The sequence below is a fragment of the Pseudomonas sp. LB-090624 genome (genome assembly GCF_003205205.1).
Taxonomy (GTDB): Bacteria; Pseudomonadota; Gammaproteobacteria; order Pseudomonadales; family Pseudomonadaceae; genus Aquipseudomonas.
Window position 1 is genome coordinate 1 of sequence record NZ_QJRL01000003.1, and the last position, 24154, is coordinate 24154.

At 62.4% G+C, this 24154-nt stretch carries 24 protein-coding genes; 5 read left to right on the forward strand and 19 right to left on the reverse strand.

Annotated features, from left to right (window positions below):
- Window positions 1-166: 166 nt before the first annotated feature.
- Entirely contained in the window at window positions 167-643 is a 477-nt protein-coding gene (locus tag DMX11_RS03855; protein WP_110743307.1) for a DUF4399 domain-containing protein, read from the reverse strand.
- Between the two features lie 220 nt (window positions 644-863).
- On the opposite strand from DMX11_RS03855, the gene DMX11_RS03860 reads away from it, so the two are divergent.
- Window positions 864-1352 (forward strand): transporter substrate-binding domain-containing protein, encoded by a 489-nt coding sequence (locus tag DMX11_RS03860; RefSeq protein ID WP_110743593.1) that lies wholly within the window; start codon window positions 864-866, stop codon window positions 1350-1352.
- An 87-nt stretch (window positions 1353-1439) separates the two neighbouring features.
- Here DMX11_RS03860 and DMX11_RS03865 read toward each other — a convergent pair whose 3' ends face one another.
- A complete protein-coding gene (locus DMX11_RS03865) occupies window positions 1440-1943 on the reverse strand; it encodes a DUF523 domain-containing protein (protein ID WP_110743308.1) in 504 nt (167 codons plus the stop codon).
- Window positions 1930-2562, reverse strand: a complete 633-nt coding sequence (locus DMX11_RS03870) for a 2OG-Fe(II) oxygenase (protein WP_110743594.1) — start codon at window positions 2560-2562, stop codon at window positions 1930-1932. Before DMX11_RS03870 ends, DMX11_RS03865 begins: the two co-directional genes overlap by 14 nt.
- A 113-nt stretch (window positions 2563-2675) precedes the next feature.
- On the opposite strand from DMX11_RS03870, the gene DMX11_RS03875 reads away from it, so the two are divergent.
- The gene (locus tag DMX11_RS03875) at window positions 2676-3428 is read left to right on the forward strand and encodes a DUF2059 domain-containing protein (protein ID WP_110743309.1); all 753 of its coding nucleotides are present in this window, start codon (window positions 2676-2678) and stop codon (window positions 3426-3428) included.
- Here DMX11_RS03875 and DMX11_RS03880 read toward each other — a convergent pair whose 3' ends face one another.
- On the reverse strand, window positions 3429-4355 hold the full coding sequence (locus DMX11_RS03880) for an alpha/beta hydrolase (RefSeq protein ID WP_110743310.1): 927 nt from the start codon (window positions 4353-4355) through the stop codon (window positions 3429-3431).
- Between the two features lie 157 nt (window positions 4356-4512).
- On the opposite strand from DMX11_RS03880, the gene DMX11_RS03885 reads away from it, so the two are divergent.
- A complete protein-coding gene (locus tag DMX11_RS03885) occupies window positions 4513-5082 on the forward strand; it encodes a DUF6436 domain-containing protein (protein WP_110743311.1) in 570 nt (189 codons plus the stop codon).
- Here DMX11_RS03885 and DMX11_RS03890 read toward each other — a convergent pair.
- Window positions 5061-5627, reverse strand: a complete 567-nt coding sequence (locus DMX11_RS03890) for a sugar O-acetyltransferase (protein ID WP_110743312.1) — start codon at window positions 5625-5627, stop codon at window positions 5061-5063. The two genes, DMX11_RS03885 and DMX11_RS03890, sit on opposite strands and share 22 nt — an antisense overlap.
- A gap of 85 nt (window positions 5628-5712) precedes the next feature.
- Here DMX11_RS03890 and DMX11_RS03895 point away from each other — a divergent pair, with 85 nt between their 5' ends.
- A complete protein-coding gene (locus DMX11_RS03895; protein ID WP_110743313.1) occupies window positions 5713-8076 on the forward strand; it encodes a penicillin acylase family protein in 2364 nt (787 codons plus the stop codon).
- 151 nt (window positions 8077-8227) lie between these two features.
- Here the strand turns inward: DMX11_RS03895 and DMX11_RS03900 are convergent, their stop codons facing one another.
- The 14 genes from DMX11_RS03900 to DMX11_RS03970 form a co-directional block, all read right to left on the reverse strand.
- Window positions 8228-9013 carry a MetQ/NlpA family ABC transporter substrate-binding protein gene (locus tag DMX11_RS03900; protein WP_110743314.1) on the reverse strand — a complete coding sequence of 262 codons (786 nt, stop codon included), beginning with the start codon at window positions 9011-9013 and terminating at the stop codon, window positions 8228-8230.
- 175 nt (window positions 9014-9188) lie between these two features.
- Window positions 9189-10019, reverse strand: coding sequence for a sigma 54-interacting transcriptional regulator (locus DMX11_RS03905; RefSeq protein WP_110743315.1), 831 nt, complete (start codon window positions 10017-10019; stop codon window positions 9189-9191).
- Window positions 10020-10083: 64 nt separating this feature from the next.
- Window positions 10084-10665 (reverse strand): alpha/beta hydrolase, encoded by a 582-nt coding sequence (locus DMX11_RS03910; RefSeq protein ID WP_110743316.1) that lies wholly within the window; start codon window positions 10663-10665, stop codon window positions 10084-10086.
- 283 nt (window positions 10666-10948) lie between these two features.
- Window positions 10949-11350: a biopolymer transporter ExbD gene (locus DMX11_RS03920; RefSeq protein WP_110743318.1), complete on the reverse strand. Its 402-nt coding sequence runs from the start codon at window positions 11348-11350 to the stop codon at window positions 10949-10951.
- 1 nt (window position 11351) lies between these two features.
- Window positions 11352-12071 carry a MotA/TolQ/ExbB proton channel family protein gene (locus DMX11_RS03925; RefSeq protein ID WP_110743319.1) on the reverse strand — a complete coding sequence of 240 codons (720 nt, stop codon included), beginning with the start codon at window positions 12069-12071 and terminating at the stop codon, window positions 11352-11354.
- A 30-nt stretch (window positions 12072-12101) separates the two neighbouring features.
- A complete protein-coding gene (locus DMX11_RS03930) occupies window positions 12102-12896 on the reverse strand; it encodes an energy transducer TonB (protein WP_110743320.1) in 795 nt (264 codons plus the stop codon).
- Between the two features lie 379 nt (window positions 12897-13275).
- A complete protein-coding gene (locus DMX11_RS03935) occupies window positions 13276-14265 on the reverse strand; it encodes a sulfate/molybdate ABC transporter ATP-binding protein (RefSeq protein ID WP_110743321.1) in 990 nt (329 codons plus the stop codon).
- Between the two features lie 3 nt (window positions 14266-14268).
- Entirely contained in the window at window positions 14269-15141 is an 873-nt protein-coding gene (cysW, locus tag DMX11_RS03940; RefSeq protein ID WP_110743322.1) for a sulfate ABC transporter permease subunit CysW, read from the reverse strand.
- A gap of 11 nt (window positions 15142-15152) precedes the next feature.
- Complete coding sequence (cysT, locus tag DMX11_RS03945; protein ID WP_010955699.1) at window positions 15153-15971, reverse strand: sulfate ABC transporter permease subunit CysT; 819 nt, start codon at window positions 15969-15971, stop codon at window positions 15153-15155.
- A 204-nt stretch (window positions 15972-16175) separates the two neighbouring features.
- Window positions 16176-17183: a sulfate ABC transporter substrate-binding protein gene (locus DMX11_RS03950; protein WP_110632752.1), complete on the reverse strand. Its 1008-nt coding sequence runs from the start codon at window positions 17181-17183 to the stop codon at window positions 16176-16178.
- Between the two features lie 48 nt (window positions 17184-17231).
- Window positions 17232-17414, reverse strand: coding sequence for a sulfur starvation response protein OscA (gene oscA / locus DMX11_RS03955; protein WP_003258557.1), 183 nt, complete (start codon window positions 17412-17414; stop codon window positions 17232-17234).
- A gap of 204 nt (window positions 17415-17618) precedes the next feature.
- Window positions 17619-20672, reverse strand: a complete 3054-nt coding sequence (locus tag DMX11_RS03960; RefSeq protein ID WP_110743323.1) for an efflux RND transporter permease subunit — start codon at window positions 20670-20672, stop codon at window positions 17619-17621.
- Complete coding sequence (locus DMX11_RS03965) at window positions 20669-21736, reverse strand: efflux RND transporter periplasmic adaptor subunit (RefSeq protein ID WP_110743324.1); 1068 nt, start codon at window positions 21734-21736, stop codon at window positions 20669-20671. Before DMX11_RS03965 ends, DMX11_RS03960 begins: the two co-directional genes overlap by 4 nt.
- Complete coding sequence (locus DMX11_RS03970) at window positions 21733-22821, reverse strand: efflux RND transporter periplasmic adaptor subunit (RefSeq protein WP_110743325.1); 1089 nt, start codon at window positions 22819-22821, stop codon at window positions 21733-21735. Before DMX11_RS03970 ends, DMX11_RS03965 begins: the two co-directional genes overlap by 4 nt.
- 344 nt (window positions 22822-23165) lie before the next feature.
- Between DMX11_RS03970 and DMX11_RS03975 the strand changes: the two genes are divergently transcribed.
- Window positions 23166-24107, forward strand: a complete 942-nt coding sequence (locus tag DMX11_RS03975; RefSeq protein WP_110743326.1) for an RHS repeat-associated core domain-containing protein — start codon at window positions 23166-23168, stop codon at window positions 24105-24107.
- The last annotated feature ends 47 nt before the right edge of the window (window positions 24108-24154 follow it).

The following is a 24154-nucleotide window of genomic DNA, read 5'->3' on the forward strand; positions in this document are numbered from 1 at the left end:
TCGACCTGATCCACTACGGCCAATTTAAAAGTCAGCGAGTAATCACGCTGTGTTCGCTTCACACCATGCACCATCGAGCTCTCCAGATTCTCGGGGGAAAGGTGTAAACCTTATTCAGGACGGGACAGCAGCATGAAGAAGGGAGGCCCTGGTGGCCTCCCTTTTTTCATTTCACTTCGACAGTGATCTTCTTCGACTCCACGCTCGGCTTGAACGGCACGTGGTAACGGTCACCCAGCACCAGTTGCAGGGTGTGCTTGCCCGGGGTCAGGGTGATGCTGGTTTCAGTCTGTGCCTTACCGAAGTGCAGCACCTGCGGGCCTGCTGGCAGTGCGGTACCGGCCTCTGGCATCAGGCTGGTCGGCAGCGGCATGTCGGCTACCGGCTCTTTGTCCACATCCACCAGCAGGTGGTGATGGCCGGTGTGCGGGGTCTGGTCACCGGCCGGCTTCAGGCCCATGCCCTCGATGCCGAACTTGACGGTAAAGGTCTTGTCGACCGTAGCGCCATCGGCGGGGGAAACGATGACGACCTTGGCATCCTTGGGCGGCTCCTGGCTCTTCAAGGCGTCTGCGGCACTGGCGACCACCGACACTCCCATCAGCAGACCGGCTACGGCAGCACGCGAAAATAGGCTGTTCATTCACTTCTCCTGTGATTCACTTATTGACCGCCGCAATAGTCCAGCGGCAGCGGTGTTTCACCTTAGTTGAAATATTCGCCAAGGTGTTCACATTGCCTGACAGAAATATTTCCGTCAGGGTTAAACAATGCCGAGGCTTCAGGGTCATAGGCTGCGCTCGACCATGGCGAGGAAGAAAGCCATGGCGAAAGTTATTCATCTGCGAAAAAAAGGGGCATTCATGCGTTCGACCATAGGGGTACTGCTGGCAGTACTGATCAGTCCATTGGCCCAAGCGGAGCTGATCGACGAAATCGCCGACCGGGGTGAACTGCGCATTGCCGTACAGGCCAACAATCAGCCGTACGCCTTCAAGCAAGACGACCACCTGACCGGGTTCGACATTGAGTTTGGCCAGGACCTGGCCAAGGAGCTGGACTTGCGCGCCGAGTTCGTCGAAACCCCGGCAGCCGATGTGCTGCCCGGTGTCGAAAGCGGCAAGTACGACATCGCACTCACACCGTCTATTGAATCGCTCACCGTTGACGGCCCGCTCGATGTGAGCCAGCCGTTTGGCGAGCAGAAACTGGTGATCCCGTTCCAGAAGGACAACCCGGCTTTCGAAAGCGCGGTGAACAATGCCCTGCAGCGGTTGAAAGACAGCGGCCGCACTGCCGAACTGGAGCAGAAGTGGTTCAAGGGTGTGCAGGAGACTGCAGCCGGGCAGTAAGATTCTTATCGCCTGCACTGGCCTCTTCGCGGGGGTGCGTGCTATCCCCGTGGGAGCGGGCTCACCCGCGACGGGGCCGGCACAGGTTTAACCTGAAAGCTCAGCCAGGGCCCGCTGCGCCTGTTCCAGCTCCAGCTCGCTGAACACCTGCACCCCCGCCCGCCGTAGCAATGCCGTGGTCACCCCTTCGCCCGTCACCTTCACCCCACTGAACGTGCCGTCATAGGTCAGCCGGTTGCCACAGGAAGGGCTGCCCGACTTCAGCACCGCCACGCCAATGCCATGCCGCCGCACCAACTCCAGCGCCAGCTGCGCACCGGCCAGAAACTCGGCAGTGACATTTCCACCCGTCACGGTAATCACCTGCGCGTCACCATCAAGCACCTTGCCGCCCTGCCCACCCGGGATCTCCGCTGGCGGGCGCGGGGTCGGCAACCCCCCGGCGACTTCCGGGCACAATGGCACCACGCGCCCTTCGGCCTGCCACTGCTGCAACAGGTCTGGGTGGCCACTGGCTCGGCCGTCATAGCGCACCGGCTGCCCCAACAGGCAGGCACTGACAAGCACCTTGGGCAAATCAGAACGGGTCATTGCCCCGACGCCTGAACCAGCCGGTCAACGATAGGCGTTCGCGCCCGGCCGGCAGCACTTCGTGAGGCACCTCGCCCGACAGGAACACCACCAGGCAACCCGCCACCGGCTCGACATCATGCTCGATACCGTCCGCGAGGAACATGCGCAACTGCCCGCCATCCTGCGGCTGCCAGCCCTCGTTCAGATAAAGCACCGCCGAGACCATGCGCCGGTCGTCGTCGCGAAAGCGGTCCAGATGGCGGCGGTAGAATGCCCCCGGCGGGTACAAAGCGAAGTGGCACTCGAAATCTTCCAGACCGAGGAACAGCCCCTGGTTGATGGCCTGGCGCAACTGGTCCATGGCGCCCAGGTACTGGTCGCAAGCCTCGGCCTGCCCGGGGTCGATCCACTGGATCTGGTCGCCACGAATGGTCTCGCGCACCTCCTGGGCATCACCGCGCCCCACCCCGGCCGGGTTGAGTTCGCCTTCGGCGTCACGGCGCCGGCACTCGGCCGCCAGCGCGCGCACGAGGTCGCCCGGCAGGAAGAGCGCCTGCTGGGACCAGCCATGGGTGGCCAAATCGTCTACGACGGCCGCAAGCATCGGGTTTTCAGGGGAAGTGTGCATGGCGCGCATCATATCCATTCGCCTTGTCGGCGCACAGCGCCACTTGGCCGAGAAACACGCGGATATCTCGACAAACCGGCGCCGGGCCAAGGACAATAGCCACCTGCCGACAGGAGTCCTGAATGCGCCGTCTGTTTTCCCTGATTCTGCTGATGATCTGCACCACGCCTGTCTGGGCAGACAACCTGGATCAACTGTACAAGGCCGCCGGCTGGCCCGACCAGCGCGCCCACTTCAACGATGCCCTGACCGCCGCCCAGCAGCGCTACCGCAACAGTTTGCCACCCGCCGTATACCAGGCGCTGGTCAACAACAGCAACCAGCGCTTCCAGGCCCAGGCGGTGGACCGTCGCGCCCAGGCAAAACTGCGCGCCAGCCTGGCCAACCCGGCACCGGCCCTGGCGTTCTTCCAGTCGCCGCTGGGGCGCAAGGTGGTGGCGGCCGAGCTCAAGGCCACGCGCAAGGACGAACTGGCCAAAAATGCCAAGGGCCTGCCGAAAATCCAGGCCAGCGACGACCGCCTGCTGGTCATCGGCCATCTGGCCCAGGCCCTGCCAGCACGTGAGGCCGGTGCCGAAGTCAGCCTGGCCATTGCCGGCGTGGCCGCCGACAGCCTGAGCTCGATGATCCCCGGCCTGTTCGGCGGCGGCCAGGCCCAGGGCCTGCTCGACGGCCAGCGCCAGCGGTTGATGGGGCAGATTGGCGAAGACCTCAACAACACCCTTCTCTACGTCTACCGCGACCTGACCGACGCCGAGCTGGAAGAGTTCGCCACTTTTGCCGAATCCCCCGACGGCAAGGCCTATTACCAGGCTGCCTTGGCCGCTGTGCGTGCCGGCCTGGCGGTTGGCCAGAGCAGCAACGACCTGAAGTGATCAGCCAAGGTGCTGGTCGATGAAGTCGAAGTAGCGCTGGCGAATGCCCGGCAGCTCGTTGGCCAGATGGTGACGCGCTTCGGGCAGCATCAGTATCTGCGGCTCGGCGAATTTGGCCTTCAGCACTTCAAGGTTGTAGGGCCAGTCCACCGTACCATCGGCCTCACCCTGCACGATCAATGGCCGCCGCGTACTGCGTGGCGCGGCCTCGATGCGTTTGACCCAGGCAATCAAGGCGCCCACCCAGGCGGTTGGTAGCCGGCGCGGTTGCAGCGGGTCTGCCTCAAGAAACGGCAGAAAGGCCGGATCGTTGGTGTTCTCGCTGAAGCGTCGCTCGATGCCGTTGACGAAGTGGCGCAGCACGCGATAGCTGAACTTCGACCAACGCCAGGAACAGGGCCGCACCAGCGGGGCCAGCAGGATGACCTGGCCATCGACAGGGCTGCGCGCGCCCTGGTACAGCAGATGATCCACGGCAATCGCGCCGCCGGTGCTTTGCCCGCACAGGTGCCACGGGTGCGGTAGCTGCAACGTACTCGCCTGGTAGAACAGGGCCTCCAGCACCTGCTGATACACCGCAAAGTCACTGATACTGGCGCGCTCGCCGCTGGACAACCCATGGCCGGGCAGGTCGCAGCTGACTACCGCAAAACCCTGCTTGAGCGCCCACTCGATCACGTGCCGATACAGGCCCATGTGGTCGTAATAGCCGTGCAACAGGAACAGCGTCGCGCTTGGCTGCTCGGGCAGCCATGCCTGCGCGACCAGGTCGAACCCCGCGGCCTGAAAGCTGCCCAGCCAGCTGTGTGCCGGTAGGTTCAGGCCATAGAAACGCTGGTAGTCCTGCGCTTGTGCCGACAGAGGCTGGCGAGTGGTGAACGGCGCCAGGCTGGTGCGCAGGCGGTCGGGGTGAAAGGCAGGGGGCATCGGGTACATCCACATTGATGCAAGTATTGATCTGGAATCTTCAGCTCTGGCCGGCGCCATGGCAAGCTTGCTCACCTTTGCACAATCATCACCGATCAAACTGTTGGATCAACTGTCTTGCACAAAGCCTGCTCCCACAAAGGGCCATCGACTCTTCATGAATAGCCGAATCATCAAACCGCTGTGCACGGTAATCGCCTTGTTGGTCGGCGCAGTCATCCTCTGGCAGGCCTACACCACCTTCCAGGCCCGCTACCTGCGCCCGTTCGACAACCAGGCCACGCTGTTCGACGGCAGCCAACTGCAACTACCTGTAGGGCTGGCCGGCCCCGGCCCGGTTCGTGTGGTGCATTTCTGGGACCCGGCGTGCCCGTGCAATGTCGGCAACCAGCAGCACCTGGGCGACCTGGTGAGCCAGTTCGCAGGCCACGGCGTTACCTTCCACGTGCTGCAAAAGCCCGGTAGCCACGGCCAGCTACCGGCTAACCTCGGCAGCTTGCAACCCATCACCGATCTGCCCGGCAGCCAGCACCTGCCCGCTTCCCCGGCCGTAGCCATCTGGGACCAGCAAGGCCGCCTGGCCTACTTTGGCCCGTACAGCGAAGGCGCGGTGTGCAACGCCAGCAACAGCTTCATCGAACCAATCCTCAGGGCCCTGCTCGACGGCCGCCAGGTCAGCGCCTCCAATACCCTGGCCGTGGGCTGCTACTGCCCTTGGGCGGGCTGACGCACCCGCGCAGGGTTACCCACCACCGTCGCACCCGCCGGCACGTCCCGGGTTACCACGCTGCCGGCGCCGACCACAGCATTGTCGCCAATGGTCACCCCCGGCAGGATGATCGCCGCACCGCCAATCCACACGTTGTCGCCGATCGTCACCGGCCGCCCACTCTCCAGGCCACTGCGCCGCACTTCAGGGTCAAGCGGATGGTCCGCCGCGTAGATTTGCACATTGGGACCGATCTGGCAGTGGTCGCCGATACGCACGGGCACCACGTCGAGGATCACGCAGTTGAAGTTCACGAAGGTATTGCGGCCGACACTGATGTTGTAGCCGTAGTCGCAATAGAACGGCGGGCGAATCACTGTGCCTTCGCCGACGTGATTGAAGTGCTCGACCAACAGCCCATGACGCGCATCATTGAGCAGTTCGACACTGCCGTTGTAGTGATTCATCCAGTGCTTGTTGGCGATCTGCTCGGCTTGCAGCTCGGGGCAGCCAGCGTGGTAGAGCTGGCCGGAGAGCATTTTCTGTTTTTCGCTGAGGGACATGGAAACTCCTTTGGGGGCTATGCTCTGTTCGCGAATCCACCGATGATCGGACCTTATTTTCTGCTTGAACGCACAAGGAGTCTGCATGAAGCGCAGCCTGACCCTGCTGGCCGTGGTGGTTGCCGTGGCCGCCGGCGCCGGTTACTGGTACGTGCAGGGCAAGCTGCCGCGACGCGAAGGCGAGGTCGCCATCGCGGGCCTGCAAGCGCCGGTCAGCGTACGCTATGACGCCCGTGGTGTGCCGCACCTGCAGGCACAGAGCGAGCCAGACCTGTACCGCGCCCTGGGCTACGTGCACGCCCAGGACCGGTTGTTCCAGATGGAGATCATGCGCCGCCTGGCGCGTGGCGAGCTGGCCGAAGTACTGGGCAACAAGCTGCTGCCCACCGACACCCTGTTCCGCAGCCTGCGCATACGCGAGCAGGCCGCGCTGATGGCCAAGCGTCAGGACCCGCAGTCGCCCGCCGGGCAGGCCCTGCAAGCCTACCTGGAGGGGGTCAACAGTTGGCAGGCCAGCCACCCCAAGCCGATGGAATTCGACCTGCTCGGCATCACCCCACGCCCGTTCACCGCCGAGGACACACTCAGCATCGCCGGCTACCTGGCCTACAGTTTCGCCGCAGCGTTCCGCACCGAACCGGCGCTGACCTACATCCGGGATCAGCTGGGCCCCGACTACCTGAACGTCTTCGTCCAAGGCTGGCAACCCGACGGGGCGCTGGGCAAGCCGCTGGCCGCGGCCGACTGGCGCACCCTGGAAGCCCTCGCCCGCCTGAGCCACGAAGCGCTGACCGACGCCGGCATCCCCCAGTTCGAAGGCAGCAACGCATGGGCCGTTTCAGGCAGCCGTACCCGCAGTGGCAAGCCATTGCTGGCCGGCGACCCACACATCAGCTTCGCGGTGCCAGCGGTGTGGTACGAAGCTGAGCTTTCGGCGCCCGGCTTCAACCTCTATGGCTACTTCCAGGCGCTCAACCCATTCGCTCTGCTCGGCCACAACCGCGACTTCGGCTGGAGCCTGACCATGTTCCAGAACGACGACGTGGACCTGATCGCCGAGCGCAGCAACCCGGCCGACCCCAGCCAGGTCATGGTCGGCGGTAAATGGCAGGCGCTGGAAAAAACCGAGCAACAGATTGCGGTCAAAGGCGAAACGCCGGTCACCATCAGCCTGCGCCGCTCGCCCCATGGCCCGATCGTCAACGACGTGCTGGGCAACACCGCCGGGGCCACGCCAATCGCCATGTGGTGGGCGTTCCTGGAAACCGAAAACCCGATCCTCGACGGTTTCTACCAGCTCAACCGCGCCGACACCCTGGCCAAGATGCGTGAGGCCGCAGGCAAGGTTCACGCACCAGGCCTGAACTTTGTCTGGGCCAACGCCCGCGGCGATATTGGCTGGTGGGCGGCGGCGAAGCTACCGATACGTCCGGACGGCGTCGACCCAGGGTTCATCCTCGACGGCGCCAGCACGCAAGCCGACAAGCTCGGTTTCTACCCGTTCAGCGTCAACCCGCAGCAGGAGAACCCGACACAAGGCTACATCGTCTCGGCCAACTACCAGCCGGCAGCGGCGGTGCCGGTACCGGGTTACTACAACCTGCCCGACCGTGGCCGCCAGCTCGATCGCTACCTGGCCAACCCTGACGTGAAGTGGGACACCCAGAACAGCCAGGCGCTACAACTGGACACCGCCAGCGCCTATGGCCCGCGTACCCTGGCCCCACTGCTGGCAACCCTGCGCGGTATAGCCGTAGGTGACGAAGAGAAGGAGCTGGTCGAGCAACTGGCGGCCTGGGCTGGCGACTACCCGCTGGACTCGACCACTGCCACGCTGTTCAACCAGTTTCTCTACGAATTGGCGTTCGCGGCCCTGCATGACGAACTGGGCGACACCTGGTTCCCGGTACTGATCAGCACCCGAGCCATCGACGACGCCCTGCCGCGGCTGGCGGCAGATGCCGATTCACCTTGGTGGAACACCCGTGGTGGCAACCAGCGTACCGACCGTACGGCGGTGGTGCGTACGGCATGGCAGAACAGCCTGAAGCACCTGCGCGATACGCTGGGCAACGACCCGGCGCGCTGGCAGTGGGGCAAGGCCCATACCCTGACCCACAACCATCCACTGGGGGTGAAAAAGCCGCTGAACCTGCTGTTCAACGTTGGTGCGTTCGCGGCGCCAGGTACCCACGAGGTACCCAACAACCTCTCGGCAAAGATTGGCCCGGCGCCATGGCCGGTGACCTATGGGCCGTCTACCCGACGGTTGATCGACTTTGCCGATGCCGGGCAGGCGCTCACCAGCAACCCGGTTGGGCAGAGTGGCGTGCCATTTGACCGGCATTACTCGGACCAGGCCGAGGGGTATGTGCAGGGGCAGTATCAGCGAGCGCAGATGGGGGTGATTCCAGCGCACAGTACCTTGCGATTGATACCAGGCGAATGACGCAGAGGGTACTGCTGGTGCCGGTGGTTCTGCGTACGCCGGGCATTGTGGAATGCCTGCCTTGCGCCGCGAATGGGCCGCAGAGCGGCCCCGAAACAGAAACGCCGACACAAGCGTGTCGGCGTTGGTCATGCCAGGACCTGCAACCGGATCAGAACGCCGGCAGCACAGCACCTTGGTACTTCTTGGCGATGAATGCTTTCACTTCCGGGCTGGTCAGCGCCTTGGCCAGTTTCTGCATGGCCTCGCTATCCTTGTTGTCCGGGCGGGCAACCAGGAAGTTCACGTACGGCGAGTCGGCACCTTCGATCACCAGCGCATCCTTGGCCGGGTTCAGGCCGGCTTCCAGGGCGTAGTTGGTGTTGATCATGTCCAGGTCCACTTGGTCCAGCACGCGCGGCAGCATGGCCGACTCAAGCTCGCGGAACTTCAGCTTCTTCGGGTTCTCGGCGATGTCCTTGGGGGTAGCCAGGGCGTTTTTCGGGTCTTTGAGGGTAATCAGGCCAGCCTTCTGCAGCAGGATCAGCGCACGGCCGCTGTTGCTCCCCTCGTTCGGGATAGCCACGGTAGCGCCGTCCTTCAGCTCGCTCAGGTTCTTGACCTTCTTCGAGTAACCACCGAACGGCTCGACGTGCACGCCGACCACTGTCTCCAGGTGGGTGCCCTTGCCTTCGTTGAAGCTCTTCAGGTACGGCAGGGTCTGGAAGTAGTTGGCATCCAGGCGCTTCTGGTCAACCTGCACGTTCGGCTGGACGTAGTCGGTGAAGACCTTGATCTGCAGGTCCACGCCTTCTTTCGCCAGGGTCGGCTTGATCAGCTCGAGGATTTCGGCATGGGGTACCGGGGTAGCAGCAACCACCAGTTTCTCGGCAGCGGCGGCCAGGCCGGAAAACGACAGGGCAGCGGCCAGGGCAGTGGTGAGCAGGGTCTTCTTCATGGTGGTCCTTGTTCTGATTCTGGGCCATCAGCGATGGCGAAAGGGGTGCCCAACCGATTCACCAGCGGGCATGAGGCGGACAATACCTAGATTTTTTATTCCGTAACAATATCTTTTACTTAGCTGCTTATTCCAAAAACAAAATGCCACCAGTCACTTTGCTTATGAGTGAGGTCTAGCGCGCGTGCTTGAGCAGATCGAGATCTTCAGGCTGGATCTCAACACCGTCATTCACCAGCAAGGCAAAGTGGATGACGTTCTCGAGTTCGCGGGTGTTGCCAGGCCATGGATGGGCCTCCAACACGTGCTGCGCAGCCTCGCTTACCAAGGGCACTGGCCGCTGCAGGCGCACACTGTAGATGCCCACGAAATACTCGGCCAGCGGCAGGATATCGCCCGGCCGCTCGCGCAACGGGGGCAGCTCCAAAGCCCCTTCGCGCAGGTATTGGTAAAGGCGTTCGTTAAAGCGCCCCGCACGCACCACACGCGCCAGGTCGATGCTGCTGGCGGCCACCAGGCGCACATCCACCGGCTGCGGCTGTTGCGCGCCCACCCTTATGACCTCGCGGTTCTCCAGGGCCGCCAGCAGCTTGCCCTGGATGGCCAGCGGCAAGTCGGCGATCTCGTCCAGGTACAGCGTGCCGCCGTTGGCCGAGCCGAACCACCCGGCGCGGCTGCTGGCCGTCCCGCCATGGCTGCCGGCGCTGTAGCCGAACAACTCGGCGTCGGCGTAGGTGGGGCTGATAGCTGCGCAGTTGACCGACACGAATAGCCCGCCCCGGTCGCTGGCGCGGTGAATCTGCCGCGCCAGCAGCTCCTTGCCGGTGCCAGTCTCGCCACGGATCAACACCGGCACGGGTTGCGGCGCCAGGCGCTCAAGGTCCTCGCGCAATTGCTGCGAACGCGGGTCGATGAAAACCAGAGCCTTGGCACGGATGCTCAGCGGGCTCTTGTCCAGCTCGGGGAAGGTCAGCAGTGGCTGGCCAAACGGGTTTTGAAACGTCATGACGAACTCCCGCCCCAGGCCTCCATTGGCCGGGCGTCAGGTAAACGGAAAACGCTAAGGCCTATCAGGCGCGACGCAGTGCGCGCAGCTCGACCCGGCTCTGCAAGCGATACAAGTAGGCAAAGCCTTGTTCCCAACGCTCATGGCCAGACTTGACGTTGATGTGCCCGGCGTTGCTCAGCAACCCCGCTTCGGCGCCCCACGCCTGGGCCAGGTACAGCGCCCGCGGCACGCTTACGGCAGGGTCGTTGTCAGAGCTGACGACCTGGCTGGGGAATGGCAAGGCTTCGGTCGGGATCGGCGCAAAGTTGCGCAGGGCCGGCGCACAGGTCGGCCGTTCGACGTCTGCCGGTGCCACCAACAGTGCACCCCGCACCTGCCGCCGCAAGGCCGGGCTGGCCTGCGCAGCCCAATGGGCGACAGTGACGCAGCCAAGGCTGTGGGCAATCAGGATCACCGGCGAGCGCTCGGCGGCAATCGCCTGCTCCAGCGCCTGGACCCAGTCCTGCCGTTGCGGGGTGAGCCAGTCGTGCTGCTCAACCCGCGCACTGTTGGGCAGGGTGCGCTGCCAGTGACTTTGCCAATGGTTGTCTGGCGATCCTTGCCAGCCCGGCACAATCAGGTAACGAATCGACTCATTGCGCATGGGGACGCCTCCAGTAAGTTTGCGTGCTTGGAGACAAGTATAGGGAGGGAGTTATATTCGTAAAGGAATAAGAAGCTATTTATTAATAACCAAATATTCGATAGCTTGTGCGATCCCAGTGGGAGCGGGCATGCCCGCGAAGCAAGCACCGCGGTGGATGGCACGGGCTTCGCCCGTGTTCGCGGGCACGCCCGCTCCCACCCGGCTCAGGCAAAAAAAAGAGGGCCAACCCCTGCCAAGAGATGTGGCCCATAAGCACTTGCCTGAAGCGGATTTGCAGGTATCAGCGCGCGGTTATCACCGCCAGTTTGCTGATCCCCGCACGTTCGATGGCGGCCATAGCCCGCGCCACTTCGCCGTAGTTCACGCCGTCATCGGCCTGCAGTTGCACGCGTACATCAGCGTTCTTGTCCTTGGCAGCCTTGAGGCTGCTTTCCAGCAGGTCGGGCTGGATTTCGTCCTTGTTGATGAACAGCTTGCCCGCGCCATCGATGCTGACCACTAGCGGGTCCTTCTGCTCCACCGGGGCCACGGCCTCGGTCTTGGGCAGATTGATGGGGATAGCATTGGTCAGCAGCGGTGCCGTGACGATGAACACCACCAGCAGCACCAGCATGACGTCAACCAACGGGGTGACGTTGATTTCACTGAGGACTTCGTCGCTGTCCTGGGTCGAAAAGGCCATATCAGGACGCCTCCTTCACCGGCTGGGTGAAACCGGCCTGCGCTTTGTGCACAGCCGGGTGCACCAGCACGCGGAAGGCGTTCTTCTGCGCCAGGCTGTAGAAGTCGTGGGCAAAGTCATCCAGGTCGGCAGCCGTCAGCTTGAGGCGGCGCAGGAAATAGTTGTACACCAGCACCGCCGGGACCGCGACGGCGATACCTACACCGGTTGCCACCAGTGCAGCACCAATCGGCCCGGCCACGGTTTCCAGACTGGCAGAGCCGGCCGCGCTGATGCCCTTGAGCGCTTCCATGATGCCCCACACGGTGCCGAACAGGCCGATGAAGGGCGACGTGCTGCCGATACTGGCAACCACTGCCAGGCCGGTTTCCAGCGAGCGGCGCTCACGCACGATTTGCTGGCGCAACGCGCGCTCCAGGCGGTCCTGGTGATTGATGGCGTGGCTCAGGTCATTGGCCTGGGTTTCGCCCACGGCGATTGCAGCGTAACCAGACTGGGCCACACGGGCAGCCGGGCCAGGCAGCTCGTGGCTGAGTTGTGCCGCCGAGTCCAGGCTGGAGGCAGCCCAGAACTGCTGGTGGAAGCGTTTGTCCTGGTTCTTCAGCCGCACGAACTGCGCGACCTTGACCAGGGCAAGCCCCCACGTGACGACAGAGAAACCAACCAGCAGCCAGATGACTGCGCTTTCAACGGACTCAAGGGGGGATGCCAGCAGGCTCATGATGATGTCTTCCTGTGTTCTGCGAAAAAGTTAGCGAAGCTTGAAATCGATCGGCACGCTGACCCAGCCGGCCTGCGCCACGTCGCCCTGCTTGGCAGGCACGAAGCTCCAGCGCTTGACCGCGGCTAGCGCAGCGGCATCCAGGGCATCGCGGCCGCTGCTCTTCTGGATCTGAATTTGCCCCGGCTTGCCGCTGGGCAGCACCTCTACGCGCAATAGCACGGTGCCTTCCCAGCCACGACGCTGGGCCATCTGCGGATACTCCGGTGCCGGGTTTTTCAGGTATGCGGCGTTTGCCGAAGCCGGGGTTATCGGGGCCGGCGCAGGTGGTGCCGGAGCAGGCGGGGCCGGCGCTGCGACCGGCCTCGGCGGTGGTGCTTCGACCGGTTTGGGCTGGGGCTTCGGCGCTTGCTTGACCACTGGCTTAGCCACGGGCTTGGGCTTGGGTTTGGGCTTGGCGGCCAGCTCGTCGACTGCCGGGGGCGGTGGCACGACAACGGGCGGCGCAGGGGCTGGCGGCGGCGGCTCGACCACGGGCGGTGCCGGCGCGGCGAATTCGATGGTCATGGGCGGCACCTGCGGCGGCACCACCGGCAGCACAGGCGTGGGTGCCTGGCTGACCCAATACCCAGCTGCGCCATGCAGGGCCAGCACTAGCAGGCCGAGCACCAGCTTGTCGCGGCGCTTGAGCCCGCTGACCGGCGTGCGTTGCAGGCGCAGCTGGCCCAGTGGCAGGCGAAGCGTGCGTCCAAGCTCGACCAGGTCGCCCGGGGCCGGGCCCCATGGCTGGTCGTAGGCCCTGACGGCCGACTGGACATTACCCATTGATAAAAACTCCTGGGGTCTCGATTCAGGTGTGTGGCTGAATCATCGGGGCCAGAGGCTTATCTCTTAAAGTAATGTTTGAAATTATAGTTATAACTTAATTGAATATTGTTTTTGATGGGCAACGCTCAAGCCACGAATTGCGTGGGCTGCGGCAGTCAGAAGCAAGCGCGATGCATTGAGGGCATACAAAATATTTGCGCAAGGCATGAGACTGCCGCGAGGGTTGCGCCCTTGTTCGCTCAAGCAATTGGGGCCGCCCTGCGGCCCTTCGCCGGCAAGCCCGCGAAAGGCTGCAAGGCAGCCCCAATCGATGTCACATCGGGCTTAGGTGAACAGCATCAAGACCAAGCCCGGGCCTTTCAATCACAAAGCCGGCTCAGATATCCGCCACCTTCTGCCAAACTTTCGGCCGGAAGAACAACGTTTCTCCCCGCGCCAACCCGGTCAGGCTGTCATGGTCCTTGACCACTTCGGCTTCGATCAGCTCGCTCTGCCCTTCCACCTTCAAGGTCACCCGTGTGGTCGCGCCCAACGGCCGGATATCTCGCACCTCGGCGGCATGGTGCCCTTCGGTCTCATGGCGCGACAGCGACACTTCGTGCGGGCGGAACAGCACATGGTGCCCTTCGCTCAAGGCCAACCGGTTGGAATCGCCGAGGAAGTGATAGACGAAATCGTTGGCCGGCTGTTCGTACACCTCGCCTGGCGAGCCGATCTGCTCGATCACCCCTTTGTTCATCACCACAATGCGGTCAGCCACTTCCATGGCCTCCTCCTGGTCGTGGGTGACAAACACCGAGGTCAGGTTGATATCCTCGTGCAGCCGCGCCAGCCAGCGCCGCAGCTCTTTTCGCACCTTGGCATCCAGCGCACCGAATGGCTCGTCCAGCAGCAGCACCTTCGGCTCCACCGCTAGGGCACGGGCCAGGGCGATACGCTGACGCTGGCCGCCAGACAGCTGCTCCGGGTAGCGGTCGGACAGCCAGTCCAGCTGCACCATGTTCAGCAGTTCATGCACCTTCTCGGCAATCCTGCTCTCGCTCGGGCGCTCGCCCTTGGGCTTCATGCGCAGGCCAAAGGCAACGTTGTCGAACACGCTCATGTGACGGAACAACGCGTAGTGCTGGAATACGAAACCGACGTTGCGGTCGCGCACGTCATGGCCGGACACGTCCTCACCATGGAACACGATGTTGCCCTGGTCCGGGGTTTCCAGGCCGGCGATGATGCGCAGCAGGGTGGTCTTGCCGCAACCGGACGGGCCGAGCAAGGCCACCAGTTCGCCGCTGTTGATGTCCAGGTTGATGTTGTCCAGGGCCTGGAAGCTGTTGAAGCGCTTGCTGACGTTACGAACTTCGATCGACATGAATCATTCCTCCGCGGCGCTGTGGCGCAGGCGGTTAATACGGTTCTCGCTCCACTGCTTGAGCAGCAGGATGAAGAGCGCCAAGATCAGCAACAGGCTGGCCACGCTGAAAGCCGCGACGTGGTTGTACTCGTTGTAGAGGATCTCCACGTGGAGCGGCAAGGTGTTGGTCACGCCACGGATGTGGCCGGACACCACCGACACCGCGCCAAACTCGCCCATGGCCCGTGCAGTACACAGCACCACGCCATAGATCAGGCCCCACTTGATGTTCGGCAGGGTCACGTGCCAGAACATCTGCCAACCATTGGCGCCGAGCAGGCGTGCGGCCTCCTCCTCTTGCGTGCCCTGCTCCTGCATCAGCGGGATCAGCTCACGGGCCACGAACGGCACGGTGACGAAGATGGTCGCCAGGACAATGCCGGGCAGTGCGAAGACGATCTGGATATCGTGGTCCTGCAGCCACGGCCCGAACAGGCCTTGCGCGCCGAACATCAGCACGTAGACCAGGCCGGCGATCACCGGCGACACCGAGAACGGCAGGTCGATCAGGGTGACCAGGATGCTCTTGCCGCGGAAGGTGTACTTGCTCACGCACCACGCAGCGCTGACCCCGAACACCAGGTTCAGCGGCACCGAGATGAACACGGCGAGCAGGGTCAGCTTCAGCGCCGACAAGGCGTCAGGCTCGAAGATCGCCTCGAAGAAGGTACCAAAACCGTTCTTCAGTGCCTGCGACACCACGATGACCAGCGGCAGCAGCAGGAACAGCGCGAACACCAGCCAGCCAAGGCCGATCAGAATGCGGCGCGAAGTGGCACTGCCACGGCGGGCGGCGTTGGCGGCGGCGCTGGTACTCAGGGATGAACTGGACATGCCGGCCTCCTTCAAGGGGTTTCGATACGGCGCTGCAGCAGGTTGATCAGCAGCAGCAGGATGAAGGAAACCACCAGCATCAGCACGCCGATAGCGGTCGCGCCGGTGTAGTCGTACTGGTCGAGCTTGACCATGATCAGCAGCGGCAGGATTTCGGTTTTCATCGGCATGTTGCCGGCGATGAAAATCACCGAGCCATACTCGCCCACGCCACGGGCGAAGGCCAACGCAAAGCCCGTGAGCCAGGCCGGCAGCAGTGCCGGCGCCAGGATGTGGCGGAACACCTGCAATGGCTTGGCGCCCAGGCAGGCCGCGGCTTCTTCCACTTCACGCGGGATATCGGCCAGCACCGGCTGCACCGTGCGCACCACGAACGGCAGGGTGACGAAGGTCAGTGCCAGGGTGATACCCAGCGGGGTGTAGGCGATCTTGAAGCCCAGGTCGGTGGCGAACTGGCCGACCCAACCCTGCGGTGCATACAAGGCGGTCAGGGCGATGCCGGCAACGGCAGTGGGCAGGGCGAAGGGCAGGTCGATCATGGCGTCGATGATCTTGCGCCCTGGGAACGTGTAACGCACCAGCACCCAGGCCAGCAGGGTACCGATCACACCATTGATGATGGCGGCGAACAGGGCGGTGCCGAAGCTCAGCTTGAGCGCAGCGATCACCCGCGGCGCACTGATGATGTTCCAGAACTGCTCGAAGGTGAGCTGCGAGGCATGGATGAACATGGCCGCCAGCGGTATCAGCACGATCAGGCTGAGGTACACCAAGGTGTAGCCCAGCGTCAGCCCGAAGCCGGGTATGACGGGGGAAATACGACGTGACATAAGTATCCCTGGTTGAATGCACTTGGCCCAGTATCGATCCGGGGCCGGTGCAGGCTTCTGAATCCTGGGGCTGCTTTGCAGCCCATTCGCGGCACAAGGCCGCTCCCACAGGGGCCGCGGTTCCACAGGGGGATCGCGGCTCTTTGTGGGAGCGGCCTTGTGCCGCGAATGGGCCGCAAGGCGGCCCCCGCTTTTCCTTGGCGTTTACTGTGCCTGATAGATCTGGTCGAACACACCGCCATCATTGAAGAATTTCGGTTGTGCCGTCTTCCAACCACCAAAATCCTTGTCGATGGTCACCAGGTCGAGTTTCGGGAACTGCTTGCCGAACTCGGCAGCCACTTTCTCGTCACGCGGGCGGTAGAAGTTCTCCGCAGCAATCTTCTGCCCGGCCGGGCTGTACAGGTGCTTCAGGTACTCGGTGGCAATCTCGGTATTGCCCTTCTTCTCGGCGTTCTTGTCCACCACCGCGACCGGCGGCTCGGCCAGGATCGACAGCGACGGTACGACGATGTCGAACTTGTCAGCCCCGCCGTCTTCCTTCAGCGCCAGGAAAGCTTCGTTTTCCCAGGCCAGCAACACGTCGCCCTGGCCGTTGTTGACGAAGGTGATGGTCGAGCCACGGGCGCCGGTGTCCAGCACAGGTACGTGCTTGAACAGCTCCTGGACATATGCCTTGGCCTTATCTTCGCTCCCGCCGGTCTTCAGGCCGTAGGCCCAGGCGGCGAGGAAGTTCCAGCGCGCACCGCCAGAGGTTTTCGGGTTGGGGGTAATGACCGACACGTCCTTCTTGATCAGGTCGCCCCAGTCCTTGATGCCCTTCGGGTTGCCCTTGCGTACTAGGAACACGATGGTCGAGGTATACGGGGTGCTGGCGTCCGGCAGGCGGGTTTGCCAGTTGTCCGGCAGGGTCTTGCCCAGCTTGGCGATTTCGTCGATGTCACCGGCCAGGGCCAGGGTCACCACGTCGGCACGCAGGCCGTCGATCACCGCACGCCCCTGTTTGCCCGAGCCACCGTGGGATTGCTGGATCTTCACCTTGTCGCCCGGGTGGGCCTGCTGCCAGTGCTTGATGAACTCGGCGTTATACTGCTGGTACAGCTCACGGGTCGGGTCGTAGGACACGTTCAGCAGTTCGTAGTCCTTGGCGATGGCGGAACCGGCAAAAACAGCACTGGCCAGGGCGGCGAGCGCATAACGGCGGATGGACATGGTGAAGCTCCCGATTGGCATTTTTCTAGTTTTGAATGGGTGGCGCGATCAGCCGGTCTTGTTGCCGGGCTGTTGCAGGCGGAACTTCTCCTTGCGCTCGATCTGGACGACCTGAGCGTTGTGCACAGTGATCTCCACCGCACCGAACCGCAGGTCGCGCAGGGCGCTCTGGATTTCCCGCAGAATGGTGGCTTCGTCCTGACCGTCGATGCTACGCAGGGATGCACTCATGCTCGTTCTCCTTGGAGTGAGGTGCCGGGCAGAGGTTTGAAGGGGATTTGCGCCTGGCTTGAGGGCAATAGTAGTGAGGCGGAGTTATTCTTAAAAATACTGTTTAAGAATTTTTATATAACCAAAATAAATTCACGATTTCGCAGGCGCCAGAACCCCCTGTGGGAGCGGGATCACCCGCTCCCACAAGGTCCGTACAAGGCTTCAGTTCTGTTTCTGCGGCTCGCGGATCTTGTACCAGGCCACGTACAGTGCCGGTAGGAACAGCAGCGTCAGCAAGGTGGCCACGATGATCCCGCCAATCATCGCGTAGGCCATCGGGCCCCAGAACACCTCGCGGGCAATCGGGATCATGCCCAGGCTCGCCGCCGCCGCAGTCAGCAGGATAGGCCGACGACGATGATTGGTAGCCTCCACCACCGCATCCCACGGCGAGAAGCCCTGGGCTTCGAACTCGTCGATCTGGGTCACCAGGATCACCGAGTTGCGAATGATGATACCCGCGAGCGCCAGAATGCCGAGGATCGCCACAAAGCCCATCGGCGTGCCCGTAGGCACCAGCGCCAACACCACGCCAATCAACCCCAGCGGCGCCACGCTGACCACCAGGAACAGCTTCTGTACGCTGTGCAACTGGATCATCAGGAAGGTCGCCATCAGGAACAGCATCAGTGGGAGGACCTTGGCGATCGGCCCCTGGGCCTTGCTGCTTTCTTCAACCGTACCCCCCGTGGCCACTTCGTAACCGACCGGCAGCTTGCTGGCGAACTCGTCAATTTTCGGCTTCAGTTGGGCCACCAGGTCGGTGGGCTGGATGTCGCCGTTGACCGAGGCCTTGATGGTGATGGTCGGTTTGCGGTCGCGCCGCCATACCAATGGCTGCTCCAGCTCGTAGCGCACGGTGGCGAACGACAGCAGTGGGATCGAGGTGCCGTTGGGGGTGAGGATCTGCAGGTTCTGCAGGGTATCGGGCGAACCGCGCTCGCTGTCTTCGGCGCGGGCGACCACGTTCACCAGGTAGATGTTGTCGTTGACCTGGGTTATCTGCACGCCACTGACGATGCTGTTCATCACATTGGCCACGTCTTCCGACGACAGCCCCAGCTGGCGCGCCTTGTCCTGGGCAATCTCCACGCGCAGCACCTTACCGGGCTCGTTCCAGTCATAGATCATCTCGCCGATGTGCTCGTTCTGGTTAAGCAAGGTGGCCAGGTCGATGGCGTGCTTGCGCACCTCGTCGATACTGGAGCCACTGACCCGGTACTGGATCGGCCGACCCACCGGCGGGCCCATTTCCAGCGATTGCACGTTGGTGCCGATGCCGACGAATTCTTCATGCAGGATCTTCTGCAAGCGCTCGATCATGCCCTGGCGCTCTTCGAAGCCCTTGCTGACAATGACCAGCTGGGCGTAATACGGGTTCTGCAACTGCTGGTCGAGGGGCAGGTAGAAGCGGATGGCGCCCTGGCCAATGTAGGTGCTCCAATGCACCAAATCGGGGTCATCCTTGATGCGGGCCTCGAAACGGTCGACCACCTTTCGGGTTTCCTCGATCGAAGCGTTTTGCGGCAGGTTCAGGTCGACCAGGATCTCTGGGCGGTCCGAGGAGGGGAAGAACTGGTTCTGCACGAAACGCATGCAGAACAGCGACAGGGCAAACAACAGGATGGTGCCGATGATCGTCAGCCAGCGATGACGCATGCACCACAGCAGCCCCCCTTCAAACGCCCTGCCGACCCGCCCAGGCTCGGCTTCGTGAGCCTTGAGCCTGCTGCTGCTGAGAATATGCACACCCAGCACTGGGGCGAAGAACACGGCAACGATCCATGACACCAGCAAGGCCACGGCAATGACCGCGAACAAGGTGTAGGTGTATTCGCCCGCGGAGCTGGCGTTGAGGCCGATCGGCACAAAGCCGGCCACGGTCACCAGAGTGCCGGTGAGCATCGGGAAAGCCGTGGAGGTATAGGCAAAGGTAGCCGCCTGCTCCTTGCTCTCGCCCATCTCCAGCCGGGTGACCATGACCTCCACGGTGATCATCGCATCATCTACCAACAGCCCCAGGGCAATGATCAACGCGCCCAGCGAAATCCGCTGCATGGTGATGCCGCTGTATTCCATGAACACGAACACCATCGCCAGCACCAGCGGAATCGAGCAGGCCACCACCAAGCCTGCGCGCATGCCCAGGCTGACGAAGCTCACCGCCAGCACGATCACCACCGCTTCGAACAGCGCACTGGTAAAACCGCCAACCGCCTGTTTGACCACCACCGCCTGGTCCGACACGGTGTGCACGCCAACACCTATCGGCAGGTCTTCGATCACTTGGTCCATGCGCTTTTTCAGCGCAGCACCGAATACCTGCATGTTGCCGCCAGCCTTCATGCCAATGGCCAAGCCGATCGCGGTCTGGCCGTTGTACCGGAACATCGGTGACGGCGGGTCGACATAGCCGCGCTCGATGTCAGCGATATCAGCCAGGCGGAAGAAGCGGTCGTTGATCTTGAGGTTGACGGTTTGCAGGTCCTTTTCCGAGGCGAACTGCCCGGAGGTACGCACCGAGATACGCTCCGGCCCAGCCTCGATCACCCCGGCCGGGGTGACCGCATTCTGCGCTTGCAGGGCCTGCATGACCTGGCGCTGGTCTATGCCCAGGGCGGCCAGCTTGCGGGTGGAGAAGTTCAGGTACAGCACTTCGTCCTGGGTACCGACAAACTCGATCTTGCCGATGTTGGGCACATCGCGTACTTCGGCCCGCGCCTGCTCTACATAGTCACGCAACTGACGCATGGTCAGGCCGTCGGCGGTAAAAGCGTAGATCGAGCCGAACACGTCACCGAACTCGTCGTTGAACCCAGGCCCCTGGATGCCGGCGGGGAACTGGCCACGAATGTCCTGGATCTTCTTGCGCACCTGGTACCAGATTTCCGGGATGTCCTCGGCCTTGGTGGTGTCACGCAGGTACACGTAGACCGTGGACTCGCCCGGGCGGGTGTAGCTCTTGGTGTAATCCAGCGAGTCGAGCTCCTCGAGCTTCTTCTCGATGCGGTCGGTAACCTGGTACAGGGTTTCATCCTGGGTTGCACCGGGCCAGCGGGTCTGGATGACCATGGTCTTGATGGTGAACGACGGGTCTTCCTCACGGCCCAGGTTGAAATAGGAAAAAATCCCCATCAGCAAGCCGACGAACATCAGGTACCAGACGAACGATTGATGCTTGAGTGCCCAGTCGGACAGGTTGAAGCTTCCTTTCATTGCGCATCCTCGTCGAAGGCGACCTTCTGGCCAGGCTTGAGGCTGTTAACGCCGGCAGTCACCACACGCTCGCCTGGCTGCACGCCGGAAGCCAGGATGATGCTGTCAGACGTGCGGTCGATCAGGGTGACGTCGCGAGGGGCAACCGTCTTCTGCTGGATGTCGATCACCCACACCTGGGTCTTGCCGTCACGCTCGAGCAAGGCACTCAGGGGCAGCTCGCTGCGTGGGGAAACTTGCGAAGTCAGGGTGACACTGATCGCAGTGCCTAGGTGGAACGCTGCCGGGGTGCTCGCCAAGGTCAGTCGCGCACGGCGGGTACGGGTTGTCGGGTCGGCCTGCGGCTCCAGCTCGCGCAGGGTGGCGGTGGTGCTGATGGTAGGGTCGAGCTGCGAGGCGACAGTGAAGGTCAGGTCCTTGTTCAGTTGCTCAGCCAGGCCGATCGGCAGGTCGATCACTGCCTCCTTCACATCGGGCCGGGCCAAGGTCACCACGGCCTGCCCGGCGGTCACGGTTTGCCCGGCTTCGGCCTGCCAGGCGGTGATTACCGCCGCGTGGTCGGTGCGCAGGGTGCTGTAGTCGAGCTGGTCGCGGGCCTGGCTGAGTGCCGAGCGCGCCTGCTCCAGCGCGGCACTGGTAGTTTTCAGGTTGGTCTGGGCGATGTCCAGCTGCGCCTGGGCACCCACGCCACGGTCATACAGCTGTTGCTGGCGCCGAGCATCTGCCTGGGCATTGATCCATTGTGCCTGCACCTTGGCCAGGTCGCCTTCGGCGGCACGCAGCTGGTTCTGCTGGTCGGTGGGGTCGAGCGTGGCCAGCGTATCGCCCGGCTTGACCTGGGCGCCCACATCCAGCCAGCGGCGGGCAATGCGCCCGGAAACCCGAAAGCCCAAAGTGCTTTCAAAGCGCGCTTCGATATTGCCGGCAAAGCGGCCCAGCTGTGACTGTACCTGGGGCTCCACCTTCACCGACAGCACCGGCCGGATCGGCTCTGGGGCTTGCTCCTCGCTTCCGCAGCCGGCCAGCAGCATGGCGGCCGAGAGCATCAGCAGCAGGCGTGTCATAACTCACCCCCTTGGGCCTTGGCATCGACCTTCTCAACCTGCATGCCCGGGTGCAGCAGCTGGCTACCATTGACCACCACGGTCTCGCCCGCCTTCAAGCCGCTGGCGATCACGATCTTGCCGGTCAGGTAGCGGCTGACCTCGACCTTGCGCAATTCGACCTTGTCACCTTCGCCCACTACCCAGACGGCAGGCCCATGCAGTGCCTTGGTCAAAGCCGACCACGGCAGCTCGATGCTCGGCCGCCCCACCGCATTGGTGCTGGCGGTTACCGGCGCGCCCAGTTGCATGCCCGGTGGCACGTCCTTCAGGGCTACCTTGACCTGCACCGTGCCGCTTTGCGCCGACACGGTAGGGGTGATTTCACGGACAAAGCCGTGCGCCTGGACCTTAGGGTCGTCCAGCAGGCTGACAATCACCCCGGCATCGCTGGGCGGTGCCACCAACAAGGATTCATAAACGTTGAACACCGCGTCTCGATCACCGTCCACGGCCAGGCTGAAGATCGGCATGGTCGCTTGCACCACCTGGCCAACTTCAGCTTGACGCTCGGTGATCACCCCGGCGGCCTCTGAGACCAGTGCGGTGTAGCTGAGTTGCTCGTTGGCATTGGCCAGTTGCGCCTGGGCGGCCTTGAGCGCGCTCTGATTGCTGCGCAGCGCGGCTTCGGCAGCATCGTATTCGCTCTGGCTGGTGTAGCCCTTGGGCAGCAGCTTTTGCTGGCGTACGAAGGCCGCGCTGGTCTGGGTAACCCGCGCCTGCGCGGCGAAGACCTCGGCTTTGGCCGAGTTGACGTTGTTCTGCAGGTCTTTCGGGTCCAGCCGCGCCAGCACCTGGTTAGCCTTCACATGATCGCCCACGTCCACACTGCGCGAAATGATCTTGCCGCCAACGCGGAACGACAGGTCGGTCTGCACGCGCGCCTGTACGTCGCCGGTCAGGGTGACCCTGGCAGCGAAATCGGTGGGCTGAACCTGTTGCACGCCGACCCGAGGCAATGTCTCGGGGACCTCTTCCTTGCTACAGCCAGTGAGCATGTAAAGCAGCCCGAGGCAGACGACCGACAGCGGACGTATCAACGCCATGCTGGCTCCTTGCTTGTGCACAAATGATTTGTGGAATGCGACTGTGAGCGTAGTTCAGGGTTCGATAAACATCACTGACGTGGGTCACGCTGGCATTTTTGTTACCTGTCCCGCCGTGCGCATGGCGAAAGGGCCGAACTTAGCCGAAGCAGCCGCCTTGAAAAGGTAAAAATCCGGGCATGCAAGAGGTCTCGGATTCAGCACGAATGCTTACTGATGACCTGACATTTCTACCAGTTGCCGGGCATTCAACCCCACCGCACACTGTGCTCAACCTGATGTTTCCACCTATGCGAGCAATAGCCAGGTAGCGCTATGCTCAACTTCGCCGCCCTGGAGGTTTCGTGGCCGCTCCCAAACAAACACTGCGCTTCTATCAGAACAGCCGTGTTTCTACCGAAGTCAAAGGCTCTCTGACACATTCGGTCTTCCGGCATGCGGGTGGTCTTTTAGCGCAACGCGCCTCAGTTGCTGACGAAGGTCACTTACTCATAGGCGTTAGCAATAACGACACCGTCATGACCGAGTTAGGGCATGCCGCGCTGAAGGCGTATCCCTACAGCCCTTATGGCCACTGCAACGCCCGTAGCGAATCGAATACCCTCTTGGCATTCAACGGCGAGCCGCTGGATTCAGCAACAGGCTGCTATGCGCTCGGTAATGGGTATCGTCTGTATAATCCCACGCTCGAGAGGTTCTGCAGCCCAGATAATCTTAGCCCCTTCGGGAAAGGTGGGTTGAACGCTTATATGTATTGTGCGGGTGACCCGGTAAATCGCGTTGATCCCACAGGGCACTTAAGTTTCGGTATCATTGGGGCGGGGCTTCATTATACTGCACTCGCCACCGGGCTTGTGGGAAGCGGGCTGGCGATCGCTGGAATGATTACAAAGTCCAAAAAACTAGAAATGGCTGGAGGATTTCTTTCCTTAGCAACCCTACTGATTATAGGTGCTGGGCGACTTGCTATGCAAAAAATGCGCACCATTAACGCTGCTCGGCCGGCCCCTCGCCCTGAAAATTTACCACCCTCTCACAGTCAAGCTATAAATCGCGCAAGGCCTAGTGCCCCTACAGAGCCCCCACCACCTTCTTACAGTGAAGCTGTAAATCCCCCAGAGACCCCACCACCAACTTTCAGTAAAGCTACAGGAAACTCAGCTAATCACGCAGCGGCCGCACAAGCCCTTAACTCTAATGCAGGTACGTCCAGCGTGCCTGTTAACAACAACGGCAGGACAAGCGCATTTGCCACCCAGATCAGCATGGGCAATGTACGCCAATAATTATGATATGCCGAATGAGCTAAGAAAATCTGGTGAATATCAGCCAG